Genomic DNA, 18,049 nt, shown 5'->3' on the forward strand with positions numbered 1-18,049 from the left:
GCCACAGATTTTGTAAAGGAGTTCACCCGGCAAGCCAGGTGCTGCAAAATTTGGGCGCACGTTTTTCTGCGACGAGCTTTACGCAGGAGCAAATGTTTTTCCTGCGGAGCTGAACAAAGTGAAGCGGAAGTAAAAACGCCAAGACGAATTTGATAACTAGGAGAAATAGTATGAGAGTTATATCAGGAACAAGAAAAGGGTTACCTTTAAGAGCAGTGCCAGGAACAAATACAAGACCTACAACAGATAAAGTGAAGGAATCCATTTTTAATATGATTGGTCCTTATTTTGATGGCGGTCTTGCTGTAGATTTGTTTGCGGGAAGTGGAAGTTTAGGTATTGAGTCATTAAGTAGAGGAATCGATACTTGCATTTTTATAGAAAAAGATCAAAAAGCAATTCAAACAATCAACGAAAATTTAAAGAAGTGTCGTTTAGAGGACGCAAGTGAAATTTATAAAATTGATGCTTCTAGAGCTGTAAAAGCATTTGAAAAAAGAGATTTAAAAATAGACTTATTATTCGTAGATCCTCCTTATAGCAAAGTTATCTATTATGACTTAGTTAAAACAATTGTAGAAAAAGGGTGCATGAACGAGTCGGGAATGATCGTTTGTGAGCATGATAAAATGCTTACTTTAGAAGATGAATTTGGTGCTTTTAAACTCGTAAGAAGAGAGAATTATGGTGGGACGGTCATATCGATTTATCGTAGCCATGTAGAAGAGGGGAATTAAGTTGAGTAAAATAGCAGTCGTACCAGGAAGTTTTGATCCAATTACAAACGGACACTTAGATATTATTACGCGAGGAGCATCTATTTTTGGTGAAGTTTTTGTAGTTGTATTAAATAACTCATCTAAAAATCCCCTTTTTTCAGTAGAAGAAAGAATGAAACTTATTAAAGATGTTACTTCTCACCTTCCTAATGTAAAGGTCGACACTTTTTCTGGACTATTAATGGACTATGCTAAGAACGTAGGTGCCAGTGCTATTATCCGTGGATTGCGAGCGGTATCCGATTTTGAATACGAGATGCAAATTACTTCCATGAACCGTGTATTAAATGACGAAATTGAGACATTTTTCATTATGACAAAAAATCAATATTCCTTTTTAAGCTCTAGCATTGTCAAAGAAGTTGCTAAATATGGTGGGAAAATAGAAGAGCTCGTACCACCTCAAGTGGAAGCAGCTCTTAAGTTAAAGTACAAAAACGATTAACCTTGCAAATTTTGCAAGGTTTTTTCTTTGTCATAAAGGGGAAAATTATATTACAGGATAGTTACAGGTGCCTGGCACCAGTAACACTTTTGCCATGTTAGAGGATGAAAAATATTGGTAGGATGAGCATGTTTAGGAAGCGAAATAGGATGTAATGTTTGATCGGTATTCCTGCTTTTTGGGCAAGAACAATAATTTGCATATGAATACTAAGTCCACTAAAAGCTATGATTATCGCTACTATAAAGGGTAATATTGTAGTTCCTGATGAAATTTCTCCTGCCAAACTAATGCCACCGGTCATTTCAAAAAAAGATGCAATTAGCACTAATACGAACGGAGAAATGGATGGTATTACTTCTTTTACGGATTCAAAAACAATAATACTTATTGTTGTGAAAAATATAACAGTTGTTCCAATTAGCAATAGTATTTGCGATGTTTCTCTAATGCTTTCCTGAAATGGTGAGATCGATGCTTTTTTGACGTAATCATTCGTTTGAATAGGCTTCGAAAAAATGATGAATACTAAGAGGAATGCCAAATTGACGAGATGGATAATTATTAACAATTTTAAACCCGCAATCTCGGCATTAAAAATTTCGATGCCAACAAAACCAATTACAAACATTGGGCTTGGAGCATGACAAATAGCTAATAACCAACTCGCATTTCGCTCGTTTAAGGTACCTATTTCTTTTAGGGAAGAAATTATAGCAGCTCCACTTGGAAAGCCTCCTAATGCAGTAAGAATGTATATATTCATATACAATTTGAACTTGTTGGTAGTGTTTAAAAAAGTGTTTTGTGATCGAATAAACATTTGGGTAATAACTAGATAAGGCAATAAGTAGGGCAGTAATGCTGTCGTGAATATTCGCATCCCTTCTACTGCACCTTTATGTGCTACACCTGGTTGTAAAAACAATAGTATAATAAGTGCCCAACTACCGATTGTAATAATCTTATGCATCCTATTTCATCCCTTATTTCTTGAGGGAAAATTGTAGGTTCCCTCATAGTTAATGTCTAGTCTCTAGTAAAAGTCTTTCAAGCGTGATTGCCACTTCTGAATACGTGTTAATCGTCACCAAAAAAGTGAGATTTCCATTTTCCCGTTTATTTATTTTGTCAGAAAAAAATGGAAGTGATAAACTAATACTTAATTGTATTTATGAAAGAGAGGGATAACTTATGAAGAAGAGAAAGCCATTAATCCTTCTTTTTGTTGTAGCGCTTGTAGCTGCATTAGCCTTTTATCCAATGGAATCTTATATTTCCAAGCCGGGCGGCGCTTACGAACTTACTCCATTCGTAGAAGTCGAAGGCGGAGATGAAGATGACGCCGGAACGATGAGCCTATTAACTATTGCATTAGCAAAAGCAACTCCTCTTACTTATGCATATGCTAAAGTGGTGGATAATCAAAAAATCTATAAAGCAAATCAAATTCGTCAAGAAGATGAAGATGAAAAAGAATATAATGTTCGTCAATTAAAGCTTATGTCTGATTCTCAATTTAATGCTATTACAGTTGCTTTCAATCGAGCAAATATGCCTTATACTGTGACAAATAACGGAATATTTATTTTTAACGTCGTAGATGGTAGTGCAGCAGATAATGTATTAGAACCTGGCGATAAGATATTAGAAATGGATAATACAAAAAATTTAACCGAAGAAGCAATCAAAACGTACTTAGCAGACAAGCAAGCAGGTGACGTTATTCAATTAAAAATAGAACGAGATGGCAAAGAGCTTTCCAAAGAGGTTACACTTAAAGCAATCCCCGGCGTTCAAGGGAAAGCAGGAATCGGTATTTCGTATACGGAGGATAAGTTAGTTGAAACAACTCCGGAAGTCCGTATTAACTCGGAAGAAATAGGAGGACCTTCTGCTGGCCTTATGTTTACATTAGAGATATTAAATCAATTGTTACCTGAAGATATTACAAAAGGATATAATATTGCTGGAACAGGTGAGATGGAACCAGATGGAACAGTAGGGCGAATTGGCGGAATTGATTTAAAAGTAATTGCCGCAGACCGAAAAGGTATGGATATAATGTTTGCACCAGATGACGAAATAGATCCAGCCATACTTGCAAATAATCCGGATCTTACTTCGAACTATGAAGAAGCGGTAAAATCCGCAAAAAAAATAGGCACAAAAATGAAAATTGTACCTGTAAAAACTATTGATGATGCTTTAGCTTATTTGGAACAACTAGATCCCAAATAATTTTTATTGAAAAATTGGGATTTTACGAAAATCGCTTCCAACCATGCTTTGCCCGAAATCATTTTGTAAACCCAAATAATATAAATTTGCTGCTTTAATATCCAACTGAAGCAGCTTATTTTCTTTACTTGCGGCTACTCTACTTACAAGAGGGAGCTGCAAGTCTTTTTTTATTGATTGTAAATAAGCTTGCCCCTTTTTATTCATTGCTAGTGGTCGAATATAAGTGGGTAGATCGATTTCCTGCAACTGTTCCCATGTAAACTCTGTAAAAATATGCGTTAACATTCTTTGAATTCTCGTCCATGTAAATCGTTTCGACTTAATTTGCAGCATAAATGTATGAAAATTTTCACTTGTCATAGCGGCATTCCAAATGGCATTTTCCATTCCTTCCGTAACCTCTGTAAATTGAGCTAATCGTTCTTTATTATGACGTAAAATTGTAAAGCGCAATAAAGGATAAAATCTATCCCAGCAACCGAATGCTTGGGCTGTGTTTTTCCACTCATTTAATTCCTCTATACTTGTACGTGGTAGAAAATGTTGAACGGCAGATAGTTCTTTTTCATCGAATAAAACTTTTCGTATGCCAGTTGCACTTGCAATAGTTTCAGAATGCTTAGCTTCGTCATGGTAATTAGCAACGACGCGCTGGATTGTCTCTGGTTTGATTGCCGCGTTTAAATTATAAGCGGCTTCCATATAATGATAACCTAAAATATTATTTGGTTTAGATAAATCGACTAAAGGAACAGAAGAATCCGAAGCTACCATTTTATATGCTTCATTTAATGCTTTTGGATAACTAATTCCTTGTTTCATAAAATTTGAAATAGCTGTATTATAATCCGCTTTTTTTGCCAATAATAAATGATAGGTATGTTGAAATGCTTCTAAAGATCCTTCCTCGCTTCCAAAGCAAAAAGTCTCGCATTTTAAAGACTCTAATAAATAAATAGCGCCTTTTGCAAAATCGCTGGCCTGGGCAGTTGCAAAAGCATAAGGTAACTCTATTATTAAATCAACACCAGCAGAGAGAGCCATTTTTGCTCGTGTCCATTTATCAACAAGGGCTGGTTCACCACGTTGGAGAAAGTTACCAGACATTACTGCTACAATAATGTCACTATTAGTTTTCACGCTTGATTGTTGTAAGTGATGTAAATGTCCATTATGAAATGGGTTGTATTCTACTACTAATCCAGTGGCTTTCATCTTCGTATCAAATCCTTTCCCTTAATGAGAGTATAATGTTAAAATAATGTAGTGACAAGAAATTATCTTGACATCTAAAAATAGTCATTATATAATCAACTTTGTTGTCTTGAGGTGATAATCGTATGAAATGGGTAATTCATCAGCTAGCTAAATATCGTGAGAACGGGATGACGTTAGATGAATTCGTTGTTCTCGAAAATGTGGAAAAACGAAACCATGACGTTCGAAACATTTCACCCGTTCATGTAAAAGGGCACTGCACGTTTGGTGCAGCGCAAATGACTTGTCATCTACAGCTTTCAGGGACTCTAATATTACCATGTGCTCGCACATGGGAAGATGTAGAATATCCTTTTGAGATTGAATCTGTTGAAGTATTCAACTGGTCTGAGACTGCAATAGCATTAGCATCCGCACAAGCAGATGATAACTTTCATCTAGTTGAAGGCGATGTTATTCATGTAGATCCAGTTCTAGAGGAGTTAGTCCTTTTAGAAATTCCGTTGCAAGTGTATAAAGAAGGTGCAGACCAATTTAAACATGAAGGTGGAAACAATTGGAGTTATACAACAGATGAAGATCTTAATGATTTGCAAGAAGATGACCAACCAAAATTGGATCCAAGACTTGCTGAATTAGCTAAGTATTTTGATCAAACAGACGAATAATAGATCTGTAAGGAGGTGCCACCAATGGCAGTACCAGCTAGAAGAACTTCTAAAACTGTAAAAAGAAAACGTCGTACACATTTTAAATTATCCGTACCTGGTATGGTTTCGTGTTCAAATTGTGGTGAAATGAAATTGGCTCACCGTATTTGTAAATCATGCGGACAATACAAAGGGAAAGAAGTAGTAAGCAAATAATTCAGTATTTGTTTCTCAAAAGGCTACCAAAGAGACCATGGCTCTTCGGTAGCCTTTTTCTCTATATACACATTTAACAAGGGGTGGAATACATGGCTTATACTATTGAAAAAAAAGATGAAATAATTATTTTTGAAATAAATAGACCTGCTATTCATAATGCGATAAATGGAGAAGTTTTAGAAGGATTTAGGCAATTCATACATACTGTGAAAACAGATAAAGCGATAAAATTAGCAGTAATTACAGGAGCGGGTGAAAAATCATTTTGTTCGGGAGGGGACTTATCTGTTTTTCATAAATTAAAAACAGCAGTAGAGTCTTTTGAAATGTTACGTGAAGCTGCAAAAGTTTTATATGATATAGCAATATTAGAAATTCCGACGCTTGCTTTAGTAAATGGAACTGCAATAGGTGGTGGGTGTGAAATTGCTACATTATGCGATTACCGTTTAGTAAAGAAAGAAGCAAAATGTGGTTTCATTCAAGGTAAGTTAGCCATTACATCTGGATGGGGTGGTGGATCCTACTTATTTGAAAAAGGAATGAGACATGACTATGCACTTCAAATGCTTACGGAAGCAGTGCCTTATGATGCTGCTCAGCTTGTATCCTTTGGTTGGGCAACTGACATTTTTGAGGGAGATAAACAAGTTGCATTGCATAAGTTTATCGAGAAAATGATTATTCCTCACTCTACCGTATTAAAAGCATATAAAAAGCTGGCTATTCGAAAATGGGAACAGTCGCAATTATACGAGAGAATAATGGATGAAGTAAAGACATGTTCAATCCTTTGGGAGCAAGATGTACATCATGAAGCAGTCGATTTGTTTTTAGCAAAAAAGAAATAAAATGAGAGTCTATTTACCACTACTTTGCATATATTAGTAAAAAAGCAAAGGGTGAACTAAATGAATGTTAAAATGAGAAAAGATAGTTGGACTATAGAAGAAGACAATCTATTAAAAGAGCTAGTTTTGAAAAAGATTGAACAAGGCCATACCCAAATTTCTGGTTTTCAGGAGGCAAGCATATTATTAGGACGCTCCAAACAAGCTTGTGCATTCCGCTGGAATAAAAATCTACGTTCTCAAATTTTCCGAAAAGAAGTATCTTCTTTTGAGGCAACATTAAAAGAAGATACATCAAAAGATGATACAACAAAAGAATTGGTGGATTCTACTTCCCTTCAAAACCACTTGCAGTTAGCAATGCAAAGCTATGATGAAATGAGACAATCGTACGATGAAATTTCTAATGCGTATAACTTATTAAAAAAAGATTACGAGGTATTAGTAAACTGGGCAAAGCAGGGCCTTACACACATTGAGCATAACTAAAAAAGAAGTCTCTAGAAATAGAGACATCTTTGAGGTTGGTGACAATATCTAAAGTTTGAAGGTGTCACTTAGCATGTCTTGAAATCGTTCGTTTAATATGTGCTCATTCCAGAATTAACATACATTTATCAACGGAAGAAGTCTCTAAAAATTAGAGGCTTCTTTTTTTATTGTAGAAAAAGTTGGAAAAAAGATTAGTTTAATTGAATTAATTTATTTATTTATTAGGTGAATCAATTTCATAATTCCAATTTACATTAAAAAACAGGAACAATCCTAAAGGAAGATAAAGAAATATATAATTTACACAGAATAAAGTATTGTTGATTCCCGCTATAGGCAGACGCTTTCCGCAGGGTGAGCGATAAGCCATCACCACAGCTCACGCGTCGTTTGTGATGTCTTATCCGTCTCACTCATCCTGCTGGAGTCGCCGCCTGCCGCTTCAATCAACAAAGTGATACTCGGGGGGGGGCAACTGGATGTTGGTCACAGCGCACCTTCTGCGTCGAAAGTAGGGTTTTTTCCTATAGCTCGTTGCGGGGTTTTGTCAGCCCGTTTTTCCGCAGGAGTCTCGCAGAATTTCGTCACATAATAAATTCATCAAGAGCTATTTGTTAAAATGTAGATGAAGTAAATCACTGTTTTGTTAGAAAATTTCATATTTAGTTGAAATCGTTTTCATTTTTCGTATAGACTAATAGAGAAGGGGTTCACTTTTTCTAACAAGGGGGAAAAGAGATGAAAAAGGTTTTAATTGCAAACAGAGGAGAAATTGCGCGTCGAATAATTAAAACGTGTAAAAAGTTAAATATCGAGACGGTAGCAATCTATTCCGAGGCAGATCAAGATTTACCTTACGTGAAAGAAGCGGATTTTGCATTCTTAATTGGTCCAAGCCAAGTCCAACTATCGTATTTAAAAGCAGATGACATAATTGCACTTGCAAAAAGAGAACAGGTTGATGCTATTCATCCAGGATACGGATTTTTATCGGAAAATGCAGATTTTGCTCGAAAGGCGGAAGAAGAAGGTATTAAATTTATTGGTCCTAAGCCAATAACAATAGAGAAAATGGGAGATAAGATAGCTTCTAGACTTACAATGCTGGAAGCGAATGTTCCGGTAGTTCCTGGTACAGAAGCAGGCTTAACGTCTTTAGAAGCTGCAAAAGAAGCTGCATTCACTATTGGGTACCCAGTAATGTTGAAAGCAAGTGCAGGGGGTGGTGGCATAGGGATGATTCGTTGTGATGATGAAGCCACTCTAATAAAACACTTTGAATCCACTAAAACACGTGCGAAATCATATTTTGGAAGTGATGTTGTATTTTTAGAGAAATACATTGAAGCATCCCGTCATATCGAAGTACAAATCTTTGGTGACTCTCAAGGAAATATTGTTCATTTGTTTGAGAGAAATTGTTCCGTTCAAAGGAGAAATCAAAAAGTGTTAGAAGAGTCGCCCTCTCCTAATTTTCCAGAGGAAGCTCGAAAAAAGCTATTAGAAGCGGCAATAAATGCTGCGAAAGCAGTAGAGTATGTTAATGCAGGTACAGTTGAGTTTATCGTAGATCAAGACCATCAATTTTACTTCTTAGAAATGAATACAAGATTACAAGTAGAGCATCCCGTAACAGAAGCGATAACAGGATTTGACTTAGTAGAATGGCAGCTAAAAGTAGCAGCGGGGGAAGAATTGCCTGTGAAAAACCAACAAGCTATTTCTTCAAAAGGTCATGCCTTTGAGTTTAGAATTTATGCCGAGGATCCAAAAACATTTTTCCCATCACCTGGGACGATAACATCTCAGAATTGGGAAGCATTAGAAGGTGTCCGGATTGACGCTGGGTATGAAGAAGGGGATAAAGTTACACCGTTCTATGATCCTATGATTTCAAAAGTCATTATTCACGCAGAGAACAGAAAATTAGCAATAGAGAAAGCGCAAAAAGTTTTTTCTTCTGCTAAAATAGAAGGTGTGAAAACAAATATTCCACTTTTCAAACAATTTTTAGAAGCTGAAAGTTTTCTAAGTGGGATATATTCAACATCTGTATTAGGGGAATGGATGGAAAATCAAAGGGAGGAAGACTTAAAATGAAAAATTTAGAATCAACAATGGCTGGAACTGTATTTACAGTAAATGTAGCGGTTGGAGAAGAAGTTGCTGTAGGACAAGTGTTAATAGTGTTAGAATCGATGAAAATGGAGATTCCGATTGAATCGGAAGTGGCGGGTAAAGTTGCTACAATCAATGTATCAGAAGGGGATTTTGTAAACGAAGGGGATATCCTAGTTACGTTTGAATAATTCAAACTGATGACAAATGTGTTTTAAAGCTTTAAATAAGGGGGTTATACAAAGTGGGAGAAACTAAAGGTTACAACGAAAGATTAGAAGAAAAGCTTACGTCCATTTTTTCTGGTGGTCATTCAAAATATCACGAAAAAATGAAGGAACAAAAGAAGTTATTTGTTCGTGACCGTTTAGCTTTACTATTTGATAATGGGGATTATATAGAAGATGGTCGTTTCGCAAATGTAGAAGCTGGTGATTTACCTGCGGATGGGGTTGTCACAGCAACCGGGAAAGTAAATGGTCAAACAGTTTGCGTAATGGCGAATGATTCAACTGTTAAAGCTGGTTCATGGGGATCTCGTACAGTTGAAAAAATTATTCGTATTCAAGAAATAGCAGAAAAAAATAGAGTACCAATGTTATATTTAGTAGACTCGGCTGGTGCGCGTATTACAGATCAATTAGATATGTTTCCAAATCGTCGAGGAGCAGGGAAGATATTTCATAACCAAGTAAGACTTTCAGGTTTCATTCCGCAAATTTGTTTGCTGTTTGGTCCCTCAGCAGCAGGTGGTGCTTATATTCCTGCATTTTGTGATGTAGTGTTCATGGTGGAAGGCAATGCTTCGATGTATTTGGGGTCACCTCGCATGGCTGAAAAAGTAATTGGTGAAAAAGTGACGCTTGAGGAAATGGGCGGAGCTCGCATGCATTGCACAGTGAGTGGAGTAGGCGATGTACTTGTTACTTCTGAAGAGGAAGCAATATCAGAAGCAAAACGATACTTAAGCTTTTTCCCTGCTAATTATATGGAAAAGCCTAAAGAGATAGAGCCAAAAGCAGTATTTAAAGGGCGCTCACTCGAAGCTATTATTCCTGAAAATCAAAATGCACCATTCGATATGTATGAAGCTATTTCTCAGATTATTGATGAGGATTCATTTTTCGATATCAAGCAACTGTTTGCACCTGAAATTATTACGGGACTTGCTCGTATAGAAGGTCAGGCTGTCGGAATTATTGCCAATCAGCCAAAAGTAAAAGGTGGCGTTTTATTCGTAGATTCTGCTGACAAAGCCACTAAGTTTATTTCGCTTTGTGACGCATTTTCGATTCCGTTACTATTTTTGGCAGACGTACCAGGATTTATGATTGGAACGAAGGTGGAACGAGCAGGTATTATTCGACACGGAGCGAAGTTAATTGCAGCGATGAGTTCTGCAACCGTACCGAAAATATCGGTTATTGTTCGTAAAGCATACGGAGCAGGATTGTATGCAATGGCTGGTCCGGCTTTTGAACCAGACGTATGTATTGCACTTCCTACCGCTCAAATTGCAGTAATGGGTCCTGAAGCTGCCGTAAATGCTGTCTATTCAAATAAAATTGAAGCGATAGAAGATCCAAAAGAACGTGTGAAATTTGTGCAAGAAAAACATGCAGAATATAAAGAAGAAATTAATATTTATAAATTGGCTTCTGAAATGATAATTGACGAAATTGTTGCTCCTAGCAATTTACGTGGGGAGCTTGCGAATCGTCTCCGCTATTATAAAGATAAGGAAATTGCAAGTGCACCTCGAAAACACCCTGTGCTACCTGTATAATTACAAAAAAAAATAAGGTCTGCCTTCTTGGTAGACCTTTTTATAACTTGAGGTGATTGAGATGAACATTGGTATTGTAGGTGCAGGAGCTATTGGTATGTTATTTGGTGCTTATTTATCGGAAGCAAAGCATGATGTGACCTTTTTAATCCGCAATCGTGAAATGACTGATCAATTATACATAGAAAAAGGCGATACTTCTCAACAGCCAATCCATTGCAATCTTGTTTATAGCATAGAAAAACTGTATGACATGGATTTAGTTATTATCGCAGTGAAATACCATCACTTGCATCAGCTAAAAAAAGAACTAGATTTAATACCCCCTAAAACTCCTCTTTTATTTTTGCAAAATGGGTTACTCCATTTGCCTTATGTAGAAAATTTAAAACAACATACAATAATTCTTGGTTCTGTTTTGCATGGAGCAACGAAAGTAAATTCTACTACTGTTCAACATTTAGGTGTAGGAATAACCTCTATTGGTCTGTATAAAGGAAATTGGAGTAGAATGAAAGAGTTTCTCTGTACTGAAAAAGAAGACTTCCCACTTCAGTTCACCACAAATATAGAGCGGATTCTTTTTAAAAAAGCGATGTTAAATTGCCTCATTAATCCTTTAACAACCATTACAAAAGTCCAAAACGGGGAACTCATAAAGAATGATACATATAAAAAGATATTAAAGAGTGTATACGATGAATTGATCGAAGCGTTTGAAGAATGGAAAGAGCATCTTAGCTGGGAAGAAGTAGTGACACTTTGCAAAAATACCGAATATAATCGTTCCTCTATGTTAAAAGATTATGAAAATGGTCGTGTTATGGAACTCGATACGATAGTTGGGGCAATTATCGAGGAAGCAACTAAAAGAAATAAAGCATTACCAATACTAAATACATTTTATTTATTGTTAATTGAAGCGAATAAGGTAGGTGAAAGAGATCGTTAAGATTCTTTCTTTTTTCATTTTGTTTCCTGTATTAATATATGTAATAGTTTTTAGCATTTCTAAATATATTTTACATAAACGAAAAAAGTCACTTGGAATTGCAGCTGATGTCACAACTCTATTTTTATATTTGTCGGTTTCCCTTGTCTATTCAATTGTGTTTTCCGAAAATATAGGGTTTATTTTAGTGGTAAGTTCCATATTAATAGCTACCATTATTACTTATTTTGAATGGCGATCAAAAAAAGAAATAGAAGTTATCCCTCTTTTACGAAAAATTTGGAGACTATTTTTTCTTCTTCTTTGCGTATTATATGGATTTCTATGGTTATTCGGAGTTATCCGATATGTTTTGCAATATATAAGCTAATTATTTTTACCTATTACTTATGAAGTGATATACTCTTTAAGTATTTATAGTAAAGAGGTGGAAAAATCGTGCGATTAGAGCAATACACACAACCATTCGCTTCCTCATTTTATAAGAAGTATTTAGAGGATACAGCTAGTTTATCTTCATTCTTTCATTATGAGTGGAATCAAAAGGCACTTATTAAAAGACTTCAGGAAACTGACTTTAGCAAACATAAAAGAAATGAACTTGTAAAAGTATTAACAAACTATATGAGTAAGTTTGGTATATCCGAAAAAAGTAGAAAGCATTTAGAAGAATTAGAGGATAATGGTGTGGTTGTAATCGGAGGGCAGCAAGCAGGGGTTCTTTCAGGTCCAATGTATTCCATCCACAAAGCAATTTCTGTTATTACATTAGCAAAGCAACAAAGAGATATTTTAGGAGTGCCGGTCATACCTGTTTTCTGGATTGCAGGGGAAGATCACGATATTGATGAGATAAACCATGTTTACATAGAGAGAAGTAGAAAACTTCAAAAACTTGTATATCCCGAAAAATCAAGAATAAAAAAGATGGCATCTGATACAAATTTTGATAAACAATTAATGCTAAATTATTTAGATGAAATTTTTCAAAGTCTGCCGGAAACATTGTATACGAAAGAGCTCTTTTCAAAAGTCATGTATCTTTTAGAGGGAAATAATAATTATCCAGACTTCTTTGCTGCATTAATGAATGATCTTTTTCAAGAAGAAGGCTTGCTTCTAATAGATGCAGCATATGGACCATTTCGACAATTGGAAAGTGAGTACTTCCAATTGTTTGTACAACAGTCTTCGGAACTAGCTAAAGTTGTATTTGAACATGAAGCAGTCTTTGAGCATGCTGGATTTGGAACACCGATTCAAACAAAAGAATCAGCTGCTCACTTATTTTATGTGGAAGATGGAGAACGCTTTTTATTAGAAAGAAAAGATCATATGTTCATCCATGAGGCAAAAGGAATTTCATTTACCAAAGAAGAATTGATGGATATAGCGAAAAATCACCCGGAAAAGCTAAGTAATAATGTAGTAACAAGACCAATTATGCAAGAAATGGTCTTCCCTACTTTAAGTTTTATCGGTGGACCAGGAGAAATCGCATACTGGGCTACATTAAAAACAGCATTTGAATTATTTAATATGAAGATGCCTGTCATTATGCCTCGCTTGAGTGTAACAATTGTGAATTCTAAAACGCAGTCTTTGCTAGAAAAGTTATCGTTTACAATTCAAGATGTGTGGGGCGGATTAGTCGAAGAGGCAAAAGTTCAATACATCAACGACCACCGAAATGAACAAATTCCACAAATGATTGAAAAAATGAGAGAAGAACTTGCAGCTAAGTATGAAGGACTAGAGCAACTTCTATTAAGTGAAGATTTGAAATTAACTCCATTAGTTCAGAAAAATTTGCTTTATCATGAAAAACAGCTATCATTTTTAGGAAATGCGATAGAAGATACTTTAATTGGGAAGCTAGATGCTTCTATTTATCGATACGAACAAATTACGATGGAACTGACTCCTAATGGTGGGCTACAGGAAAGAATCTATTCACCACTTCAATTATTAAATGAAGTAGGATTAAGTCTTGTTAATGACCTTTTAGAGGTTAAGTATGAATTTAATGGAAAGCATCATGTAGTATATATATAAACCTGGGCCCCACAATAAAATGTGGGGCTTTTTTATGTTAAATTTTATGTCAAATCCGCACTATTACTGTCTCAATAAGTACTATTTATCCATTTTGTAAAATTATAGTTATATTTTTAAGAAATGAGTGGAGGAAAGTGGGGGGATGTGGTATGTTATTGACATAAAGTGGGGTGAGTAGCATGTTCATGGGCGAATATCAACATAACGTTGATGCGAAAGGTCGGTTAATTATACCTTCCAAATTTCGTGAGCATTTAGAAGATTACTTTGTTTTAACACGTGGTCTTGATAATTGCTTATTTGGTTATCCTATGAATGAATGGCGAAAGCTCGAAGAAAAATTAAAAGAACTTCCTGTCACCAAAAAAGATGCACGTGCTTTTACTCGTTTTTTCTTCTCGGGTGCTACTGAAGTTGAAATAGATAAACAAGGCCGTATTAACATTCCGAATAATCTTCGTTCCTATGCAAAAATGGACAAAGAATGTATAGTACTTGGCGTTTCAAATCGTCTTGAAATTTGGGCGAAGGAAGCTTGGGAAAATTACTTTGAAGAATCTGAGGATTCCTTTAATGATATTGCGGAAAATATGATCGGTTTTGATATATAAGAATTGGAGGGAAAGAGCTTGTTTCATCACACAACCGTATTACTTAAAGAAACAGTAGATGGACTAGCTATTCGTCCAGATGGTATTTATGTAGACTGTACCCTTGGCGGAGCGGGACATAGTGAATATTTAGTTAAACAATTAAACGAACAGGGCAGGTTAATCTGTTTCGATCAAGACATGACTGCTATCGAGAATGCAAAGATTAAACTTGCAGCCTATTTAGATCAAGTAACATTTGTTCATGCTAATTTCCGTTATTTAAAAGAAGAACTATATAAAATAGGGATTGAAAAAGTAGACGGTATTTTATATGACTTAGGTGTTTCATCACCTCAACTAGATACTCCAGAACGTGGTTTTAGTTACAACTACGATGCACCATTAGATATGCGAATGGATCAAACAAGTGAGTTAACAGCTTTCCATGTAGTGAATGATTGGCCGTATGAAAAACTAGTGAAAATCTTTTTCCGATATGGAGAAGAGAAATTTTCGAAGCAAGTAGCGCGAAAAATAGAACAAGCAAGAGAAGTAGCTCCGATCGAAACAACATTTCAATTAGTAGAGTTAATAAAAGCAGGGATACCTGCAGCTGCAAGGAGAACTGGTGGACATCCAGCTAAAAGAATTTTCCAAGCAATCCGAATAGCTGTTAATGATGAACTAGGAGCAGCAGAGGATTCCTTAGAAGATGCAATTCGAATGATTAAAGTGGGTGGAAGAGTAAGTGTTATTACATTCCATTCTCTAGAAGATAGATTAACTAAAACAATTTTCAAAGAAGCATCATCGGTACCTAACTTGCCGCCTAACTTGCCAGTAATTCCAGCAGGCATGGAGCCAATGTTAAAACTAGTAACAAGAAAGCCGATTTTGCCATCGGAAGAAGAATTAGAGGTAAATAATCGTTCTCGTTCTGCTAAGCTGCGAATTGTGGAAAAACTAATTGAAAAGGGAAGTGTTTAAATGGCTTTACGTAATCATCAGTCAAGAACTTACATAACTCAGCCTTCTTCTCCTAAACAACCACAATTGAAGAAGCAAGCAAAACAACAGAGGTATCTAATTACAAAAGGTGAACGAGTTCTGTTTCTTATGTTATTAACTGTCGTAACTATACTTGGTATAATGATTATTCAAACTCAAGCGAATGTTCGTGCAACAACTGCGGACATTTCACTACTTGAACAACAAATAGACACGACTTCAAAAGAAAATACAGACTTGTCCATTCAAGTAAGCGAATTATCTACCTATAAGCGTATTTGGAAAAAGGCGGAAGAGCTCGGTTTGAAACTGAATGAGCAAAACGTAAAGGTAGTACCAGGACAATGAATAAGAAATTTCGTTTTCAATGGGGAGCCTTTCTAATGTTTTTACTTTATGGAGGGCTCTTTTTTCTATTGCTAAGCCGATTTTTATTTATCCAAGTAACTGGAACAGCAGAAGGGCAAGTGTTAGCAACAAGAGCAGATTCCAAGTATAGTAGAGAACAAGTTTTACAAGCAAGTAGAGGGAAAATTTTAGATCGTAATGGAGAAGTCATTGTGGAAGATACAATAAGCTATAAAATGATTGCCGTTATTAGATCGGATGCTTCCAAGAATAGTAGTATTCCTCGACATGTAATTGATCCAGCAAAAACGGCTCAAGTATTATCGAAATATATTGATATGACAGAACAGGAAATACTAGATTTACTCAATAAAAATATAAAAGCTGAAAAATATCAAGTAGAATTCGGAAAAGCGGGAAGAGACATTAGTCATGAAGAAATGATGGAGATACAAGGGTATCAGCTACCTGGTATTATTTTCATTCAAGATTTGAAAAGGCTATATCCCAATGGGGAGTTTGCTTCTCACCTAATTGGCTTTGCCCTTAAAGAAGAAACAGAAGATGGGGAAGACTATACAGTAGGAAAAATGGGACTTGAATATATTTATAACAAAGAGTTAACAGGAACTGCTGGAAAAGTAGAATTTAAAAGTGATACAAAGGGATTTTTACTACCGAATGCTGAGAAAATGGTGACGGAGCCACAAAATGGACAAGATATCTACTTAACCATTGATAAAACCATTCAAAACTTTTTAGAAGATGCACTGAATAAAGCGGAAGAGAAATATAGTCCGGAACGTATGACCGCAATTGTAGCAAACCCAAAAACGGGCGAAATTCTAGCGATGTCTCAAAGGCCAACATTTGAGCCGAACACGAGAGAGGGCCTATCAACCAACTGGTTAAACGAAGCAACCGAACAAACAATTGAACCTGGCTCAACGATGAAAATTTTCACGTTAGCTGCGGCAATTGAAGAAGGTGTATGGGACCCTAATGCAACGTATAAATCAGGTTCGTACAGTGTATATGACCGAACAATTCGAGATCATAACGTGGTAGGTTGGGGGAATATTACCTTTCTAGAAGGGTTTCAACGTTCTTCCAACGTTTCAATGGCTTATTTGCTTCAACGTCTAGGGGAAGATACCTTTATTGACTATATTCATCGTTTTGGATTTGGTCAGAAAACTGGAATTGACTTGCCAAACGAAGCAAGTGGAATAATAAGTGATCAGTACCCGATCAATAGAGTGACAACCACTTATGGGCAAGGTTCCACAGTTACACCTATTCAGTTAGTACAAGCCATGACAGCCATTGCGAATAAAGGGAAAATGATGCAGCCGTATGTCATCGACAAAATTGTTAATCCGAATACGGGTGAAATAGTAAGTAACCATGAGCCTATTGAAAAAGAGTCGCCGATTTCAGCAAAGACTGCTGATCAGGTAAAAGAAATACTGGCAAGTACGGTTACATCAGAACATGGTACAGCAAAACGATTTAAGTTAAATGAATATACAACCGCTGGGAAAACAGGGACAGCGCAAATTGCAAAACCTGATGGAGGATATTATTGGGGGCGTGAATTATTTTTATATTCTTTCCTTGGAATGGCACCTGTCGAGGATCCTCAGTTAGTTGTATATGTTACAGTTCATAAACCACAATTAGAAGATACTGAAGTTGGGTCGCAGCCTGTTTCAGATATATTTAATTCCGTGACAGAAAATAGTCTGAAGTATTTAAATATTCAACCCGAAAATCTTGAATTATCGGAACCAATTGAAATGCCAGATGTTGTTGGAAATAATGTTGTGGAAAGCCAAATAGCACTAGAGTCACAAGGATTGAAAACTGTTATAATTGGACAGTCAGAAAATGTAGTGGAGCAATACCCAACAGCCGGAACTTCTATTATTTCCAGTGGGTTGGTATTTATTAAAGGACAAGGGGAAATTCAACTACCAAATTTCTCTGGTTGGTCCAAAAGGAATTTAATGATTTATAAATCATTAGCAAATCTTCCAATAGAAATTATTGGAGAAGGATTCGTAACAAAACAAAGTCTGACAGCAGGTTCTGTAGTTTCAGATAACACTCCAATAGTCGTTCAATTAGAGACTCCAGAGGAAACTACAAATGCTCATTTGGTAGAGGAAACAGAGGAAGCTCTTCCACAAGACTAAAAGAGTGATAGAATAGTTAGTGCCATTTTTTCATACGCTATCTAAAACGGATAAAAGGGGAAAAAGTAATTTCTAAAATAAAACAAATTA

General features: G+C 36.0%; 19 protein-coding genes. 17 read left to right on the forward strand and 2 right to left on the reverse strand.

Going from position 1 to position 18,049, the window contains the following annotated elements; all coding sequences use genetic code 11:
- Positions 1-170 precede the first annotated feature (170 nt).
- The gene (gene rsmD / locus MHH81_RS05295; protein WP_340918742.1) at positions 171-737 is read left to right on the forward strand and encodes a 16S rRNA (guanine(966)-N(2))-methyltransferase RsmD; all 567 of its coding nucleotides are present in this window, start codon (positions 171-173) and stop codon (positions 735-737) included.
- Between the two features lies 1 nt (position 738).
- Positions 739-1,224 carry a pantetheine-phosphate adenylyltransferase gene (coaD, locus tag MHH81_RS05300; protein ID WP_340918745.1) on the forward strand — a complete coding sequence of 162 codons (486 nt, stop codon included), beginning with the start codon at positions 739-741 and terminating at the stop codon, positions 1,222-1,224.
- Positions 1,225-1,321: 97 nt separating this feature from the next.
- Here coaD and MHH81_RS05305 read toward each other — a convergent pair whose 3' ends face one another.
- Positions 1,322-2,197, reverse strand: a complete 876-nt coding sequence (locus MHH81_RS05305; RefSeq protein ID WP_340918748.1) for a hypothetical protein — start codon at positions 2,195-2,197, stop codon at positions 1,322-1,324.
- A 221-nt stretch (positions 2,198-2,418) separates the two neighbouring features.
- Between MHH81_RS05305 and MHH81_RS05310 the strand changes: the two genes are divergently transcribed.
- Positions 2,419-3,465, forward strand: coding sequence for a SepM family pheromone-processing serine protease (locus MHH81_RS05310; RefSeq protein WP_340918752.1), 1,047 nt, complete (start codon positions 2,419-2,421; stop codon positions 3,463-3,465).
- A 3-nt stretch (positions 3,466-3,468) separates the two neighbouring features.
- On the opposite strand, the gene MHH81_RS05315 is transcribed toward MHH81_RS05310, so the two are convergent.
- On the reverse strand, positions 3,469-4,683 hold the full coding sequence (locus MHH81_RS05315; RefSeq protein ID WP_340918753.1) for a nucleotidyltransferase: 1,215 nt from the start codon (positions 4,681-4,683) through the stop codon (positions 3,469-3,471).
- A gap of 125 nt (positions 4,684-4,808) precedes the next feature.
- On the opposite strand from MHH81_RS05315, the gene MHH81_RS05320 reads away from it, so the two are divergent.
- The 14 genes from MHH81_RS05320 to MHH81_RS05380 all read left to right on the forward strand — a co-directional run bounded on the left by MHH81_RS05320 (position 4,809) and on the right by MHH81_RS05380 (position 17,959).
- Positions 4,809-5,354: a YceD family protein gene (locus tag MHH81_RS05320; RefSeq protein WP_340918755.1), complete on the forward strand. Its 546-nt coding sequence runs from the start codon at positions 4,809-4,811 to the stop codon at positions 5,352-5,354.
- A 24-nt stretch (positions 5,355-5,378) separates the two neighbouring features.
- Positions 5,379-5,552 (forward strand): 50S ribosomal protein L32, encoded by a 174-nt coding sequence (gene rpmF, locus MHH81_RS05325; protein ID WP_340918757.1) that lies wholly within the window; start codon positions 5,379-5,381, stop codon positions 5,550-5,552.
- A 92-nt stretch (positions 5,553-5,644) separates the two neighbouring features.
- On the forward strand, positions 5,645-6,406 hold the full coding sequence (locus tag MHH81_RS05330) for an enoyl-CoA hydratase/isomerase family protein (RefSeq protein ID WP_340918760.1): 762 nt from the start codon (positions 5,645-5,647) through the stop codon (positions 6,404-6,406).
- A 60-nt stretch (positions 6,407-6,466) separates the two neighbouring features.
- A complete protein-coding gene (locus tag MHH81_RS05335; protein WP_340918762.1) occupies positions 6,467-6,895 on the forward strand; it encodes a hypothetical protein in 429 nt (142 codons plus the stop codon).
- A gap of 741 nt (positions 6,896-7,636) precedes the next feature.
- Complete coding sequence (locus MHH81_RS05340; RefSeq protein WP_340918764.1) at positions 7,637-8,998, forward strand: acetyl-CoA carboxylase biotin carboxylase subunit; 1,362 nt, start codon at positions 7,637-7,639, stop codon at positions 8,996-8,998.
- Positions 8,995-9,207 (forward strand): acetyl-CoA carboxylase biotin carboxyl carrier protein subunit, encoded by a 213-nt coding sequence (locus MHH81_RS05345; RefSeq protein WP_340918766.1) that lies wholly within the window; start codon positions 8,995-8,997, stop codon positions 9,205-9,207. Before MHH81_RS05340 ends, MHH81_RS05345 begins: the two co-directional genes overlap by 4 nt.
- A gap of 53 nt (positions 9,208-9,260) precedes the next feature.
- On the forward strand, positions 9,261-10,802 hold the full coding sequence (locus tag MHH81_RS05350; protein WP_340918769.1) for an acyl-CoA carboxylase subunit beta: 1,542 nt from the start codon (positions 9,261-9,263) through the stop codon (positions 10,800-10,802).
- Positions 10,803-10,863: 61 nt separating this feature from the next.
- Positions 10,864-11,754, forward strand: coding sequence for a ketopantoate reductase family protein (locus MHH81_RS05355; RefSeq protein WP_340918771.1), 891 nt, complete (start codon positions 10,864-10,866; stop codon positions 11,752-11,754).
- On the forward strand, positions 11,738-12,124 hold the full coding sequence (locus tag MHH81_RS21280; protein ID WP_445678068.1) for a DUF3397 domain-containing protein: 387 nt from the start codon (positions 11,738-11,740) through the stop codon (positions 12,122-12,124). The genes MHH81_RS05355 and MHH81_RS21280 overlap by 17 nt, the downstream gene beginning before the upstream one ends.
- Positions 12,125-12,192: 68 nt before the next feature.
- Complete coding sequence (bshC, locus tag MHH81_RS05360) at positions 12,193-13,809, forward strand: bacillithiol biosynthesis cysteine-adding enzyme BshC (RefSeq protein ID WP_340918772.1); 1,617 nt, start codon at positions 12,193-12,195, stop codon at positions 13,807-13,809.
- Positions 13,810-13,991: 182 nt separating this feature from the next.
- Positions 13,992-14,423: a division/cell wall cluster transcriptional repressor MraZ gene (mraZ, locus tag MHH81_RS05365; RefSeq protein WP_340918774.1), complete on the forward strand. Its 432-nt coding sequence runs from the start codon at positions 13,992-13,994 to the stop codon at positions 14,421-14,423.
- Between the two features lie 18 nt (positions 14,424-14,441).
- On the forward strand, positions 14,442-15,392 hold the full coding sequence (rsmH, locus tag MHH81_RS05370) for a 16S rRNA (cytosine(1402)-N(4))-methyltransferase RsmH (RefSeq protein ID WP_340918776.1): 951 nt from the start codon (positions 14,442-14,444) through the stop codon (positions 15,390-15,392).
- Positions 15,393-15,761: a cell division protein FtsL gene (gene ftsL / locus MHH81_RS05375; RefSeq protein WP_340918778.1), complete on the forward strand. Its 369-nt coding sequence runs from the start codon at positions 15,393-15,395 to the stop codon at positions 15,759-15,761.
- Positions 15,758-17,959: a penicillin-binding transpeptidase domain-containing protein gene (locus tag MHH81_RS05380; protein WP_340918780.1), complete on the forward strand. Its 2,202-nt coding sequence runs from the start codon at positions 15,758-15,760 to the stop codon at positions 17,957-17,959. The genes ftsL and MHH81_RS05380 overlap by 4 nt, the downstream gene beginning before the upstream one ends.
- The last annotated feature ends 90 nt before the right edge of the window (positions 17,960-18,049 follow it).

Source organism: Psychrobacillus sp. FSL H8-0484, from assembly GCF_038005325.1.
GTDB lineage: Bacteria > Bacillota > Bacilli > Bacillales_A > Planococcaceae > Psychrobacillus.

Bases quoted from the DNA above. Each gene is read 5' to 3' on its own strand.
- MHH81_RS05340 (WP_340918764.1), top strand. From the start codon at position 7,637: ATGAAAAAGGTTTTAATTGCAAACAGAGGAGAAATTGCGCGTCGAATA.
- MHH81_RS05315 (WP_340918753.1), bottom strand. From the start codon at position 4,683: ATGAAAGCCACTGGATTAGTAGTAGAATACAACCCATTTCATAATGGA.
- MHH81_RS05310 (WP_340918752.1), top strand. From the start codon at position 2,419: ATGAAGAAGAGAAAGCCATTAATCCTTCTTTTTGTTGTAGCGCTTGTA.
- rsmD (WP_340918742.1), top strand. From the start codon at position 171: ATGAGAGTTATATCAGGAACAAGAAAAGGGTTACCTTTAAGAGCAGTG.
- ftsL (WP_340918778.1), top strand. From the start codon at position 15,393: ATGGCTTTACGTAATCATCAGTCAAGAACTTACATAACTCAGCCTTCT.
- MHH81_RS05330 (WP_340918760.1), top strand. From the start codon at position 5,645: ATGGCTTATACTATTGAAAAAAAAGATGAAATAATTATTTTTGAAATA.
- rpmF (WP_340918757.1), top strand. From the start codon at position 5,379: ATGGCAGTACCAGCTAGAAGAACTTCTAAAACTGTAAAAAGAAAACGT.
- MHH81_RS05320 (WP_340918755.1), top strand. From the start codon at position 4,809: ATGAAATGGGTAATTCATCAGCTAGCTAAATATCGTGAGAACGGGATG.
- MHH81_RS05355 (WP_340918771.1), top strand. From the start codon at position 10,864: ATGAACATTGGTATTGTAGGTGCAGGAGCTATTGGTATGTTATTTGGT.
- MHH81_RS05345 (WP_340918766.1), top strand. From the start codon at position 8,995: ATGAAAAATTTAGAATCAACAATGGCTGGAACTGTATTTACAGTAAAT.
- MHH81_RS05335 (WP_340918762.1), top strand. From the start codon at position 6,467: ATGAATGTTAAAATGAGAAAAGATAGTTGGACTATAGAAGAAGACAAT.
- MHH81_RS05380 (WP_340918780.1), top strand. From the start codon at position 15,758: ATGAATAAGAAATTTCGTTTTCAATGGGGAGCCTTTCTAATGTTTTTA.
- mraZ (WP_340918774.1), top strand. From the start codon at position 13,992: ATGTTCATGGGCGAATATCAACATAACGTTGATGCGAAAGGTCGGTTA.
- MHH81_RS05305 (WP_340918748.1), bottom strand. From the start codon at position 2,197: ATGCATAAGATTATTACAATCGGTAGTTGGGCACTTATTATACTATTG.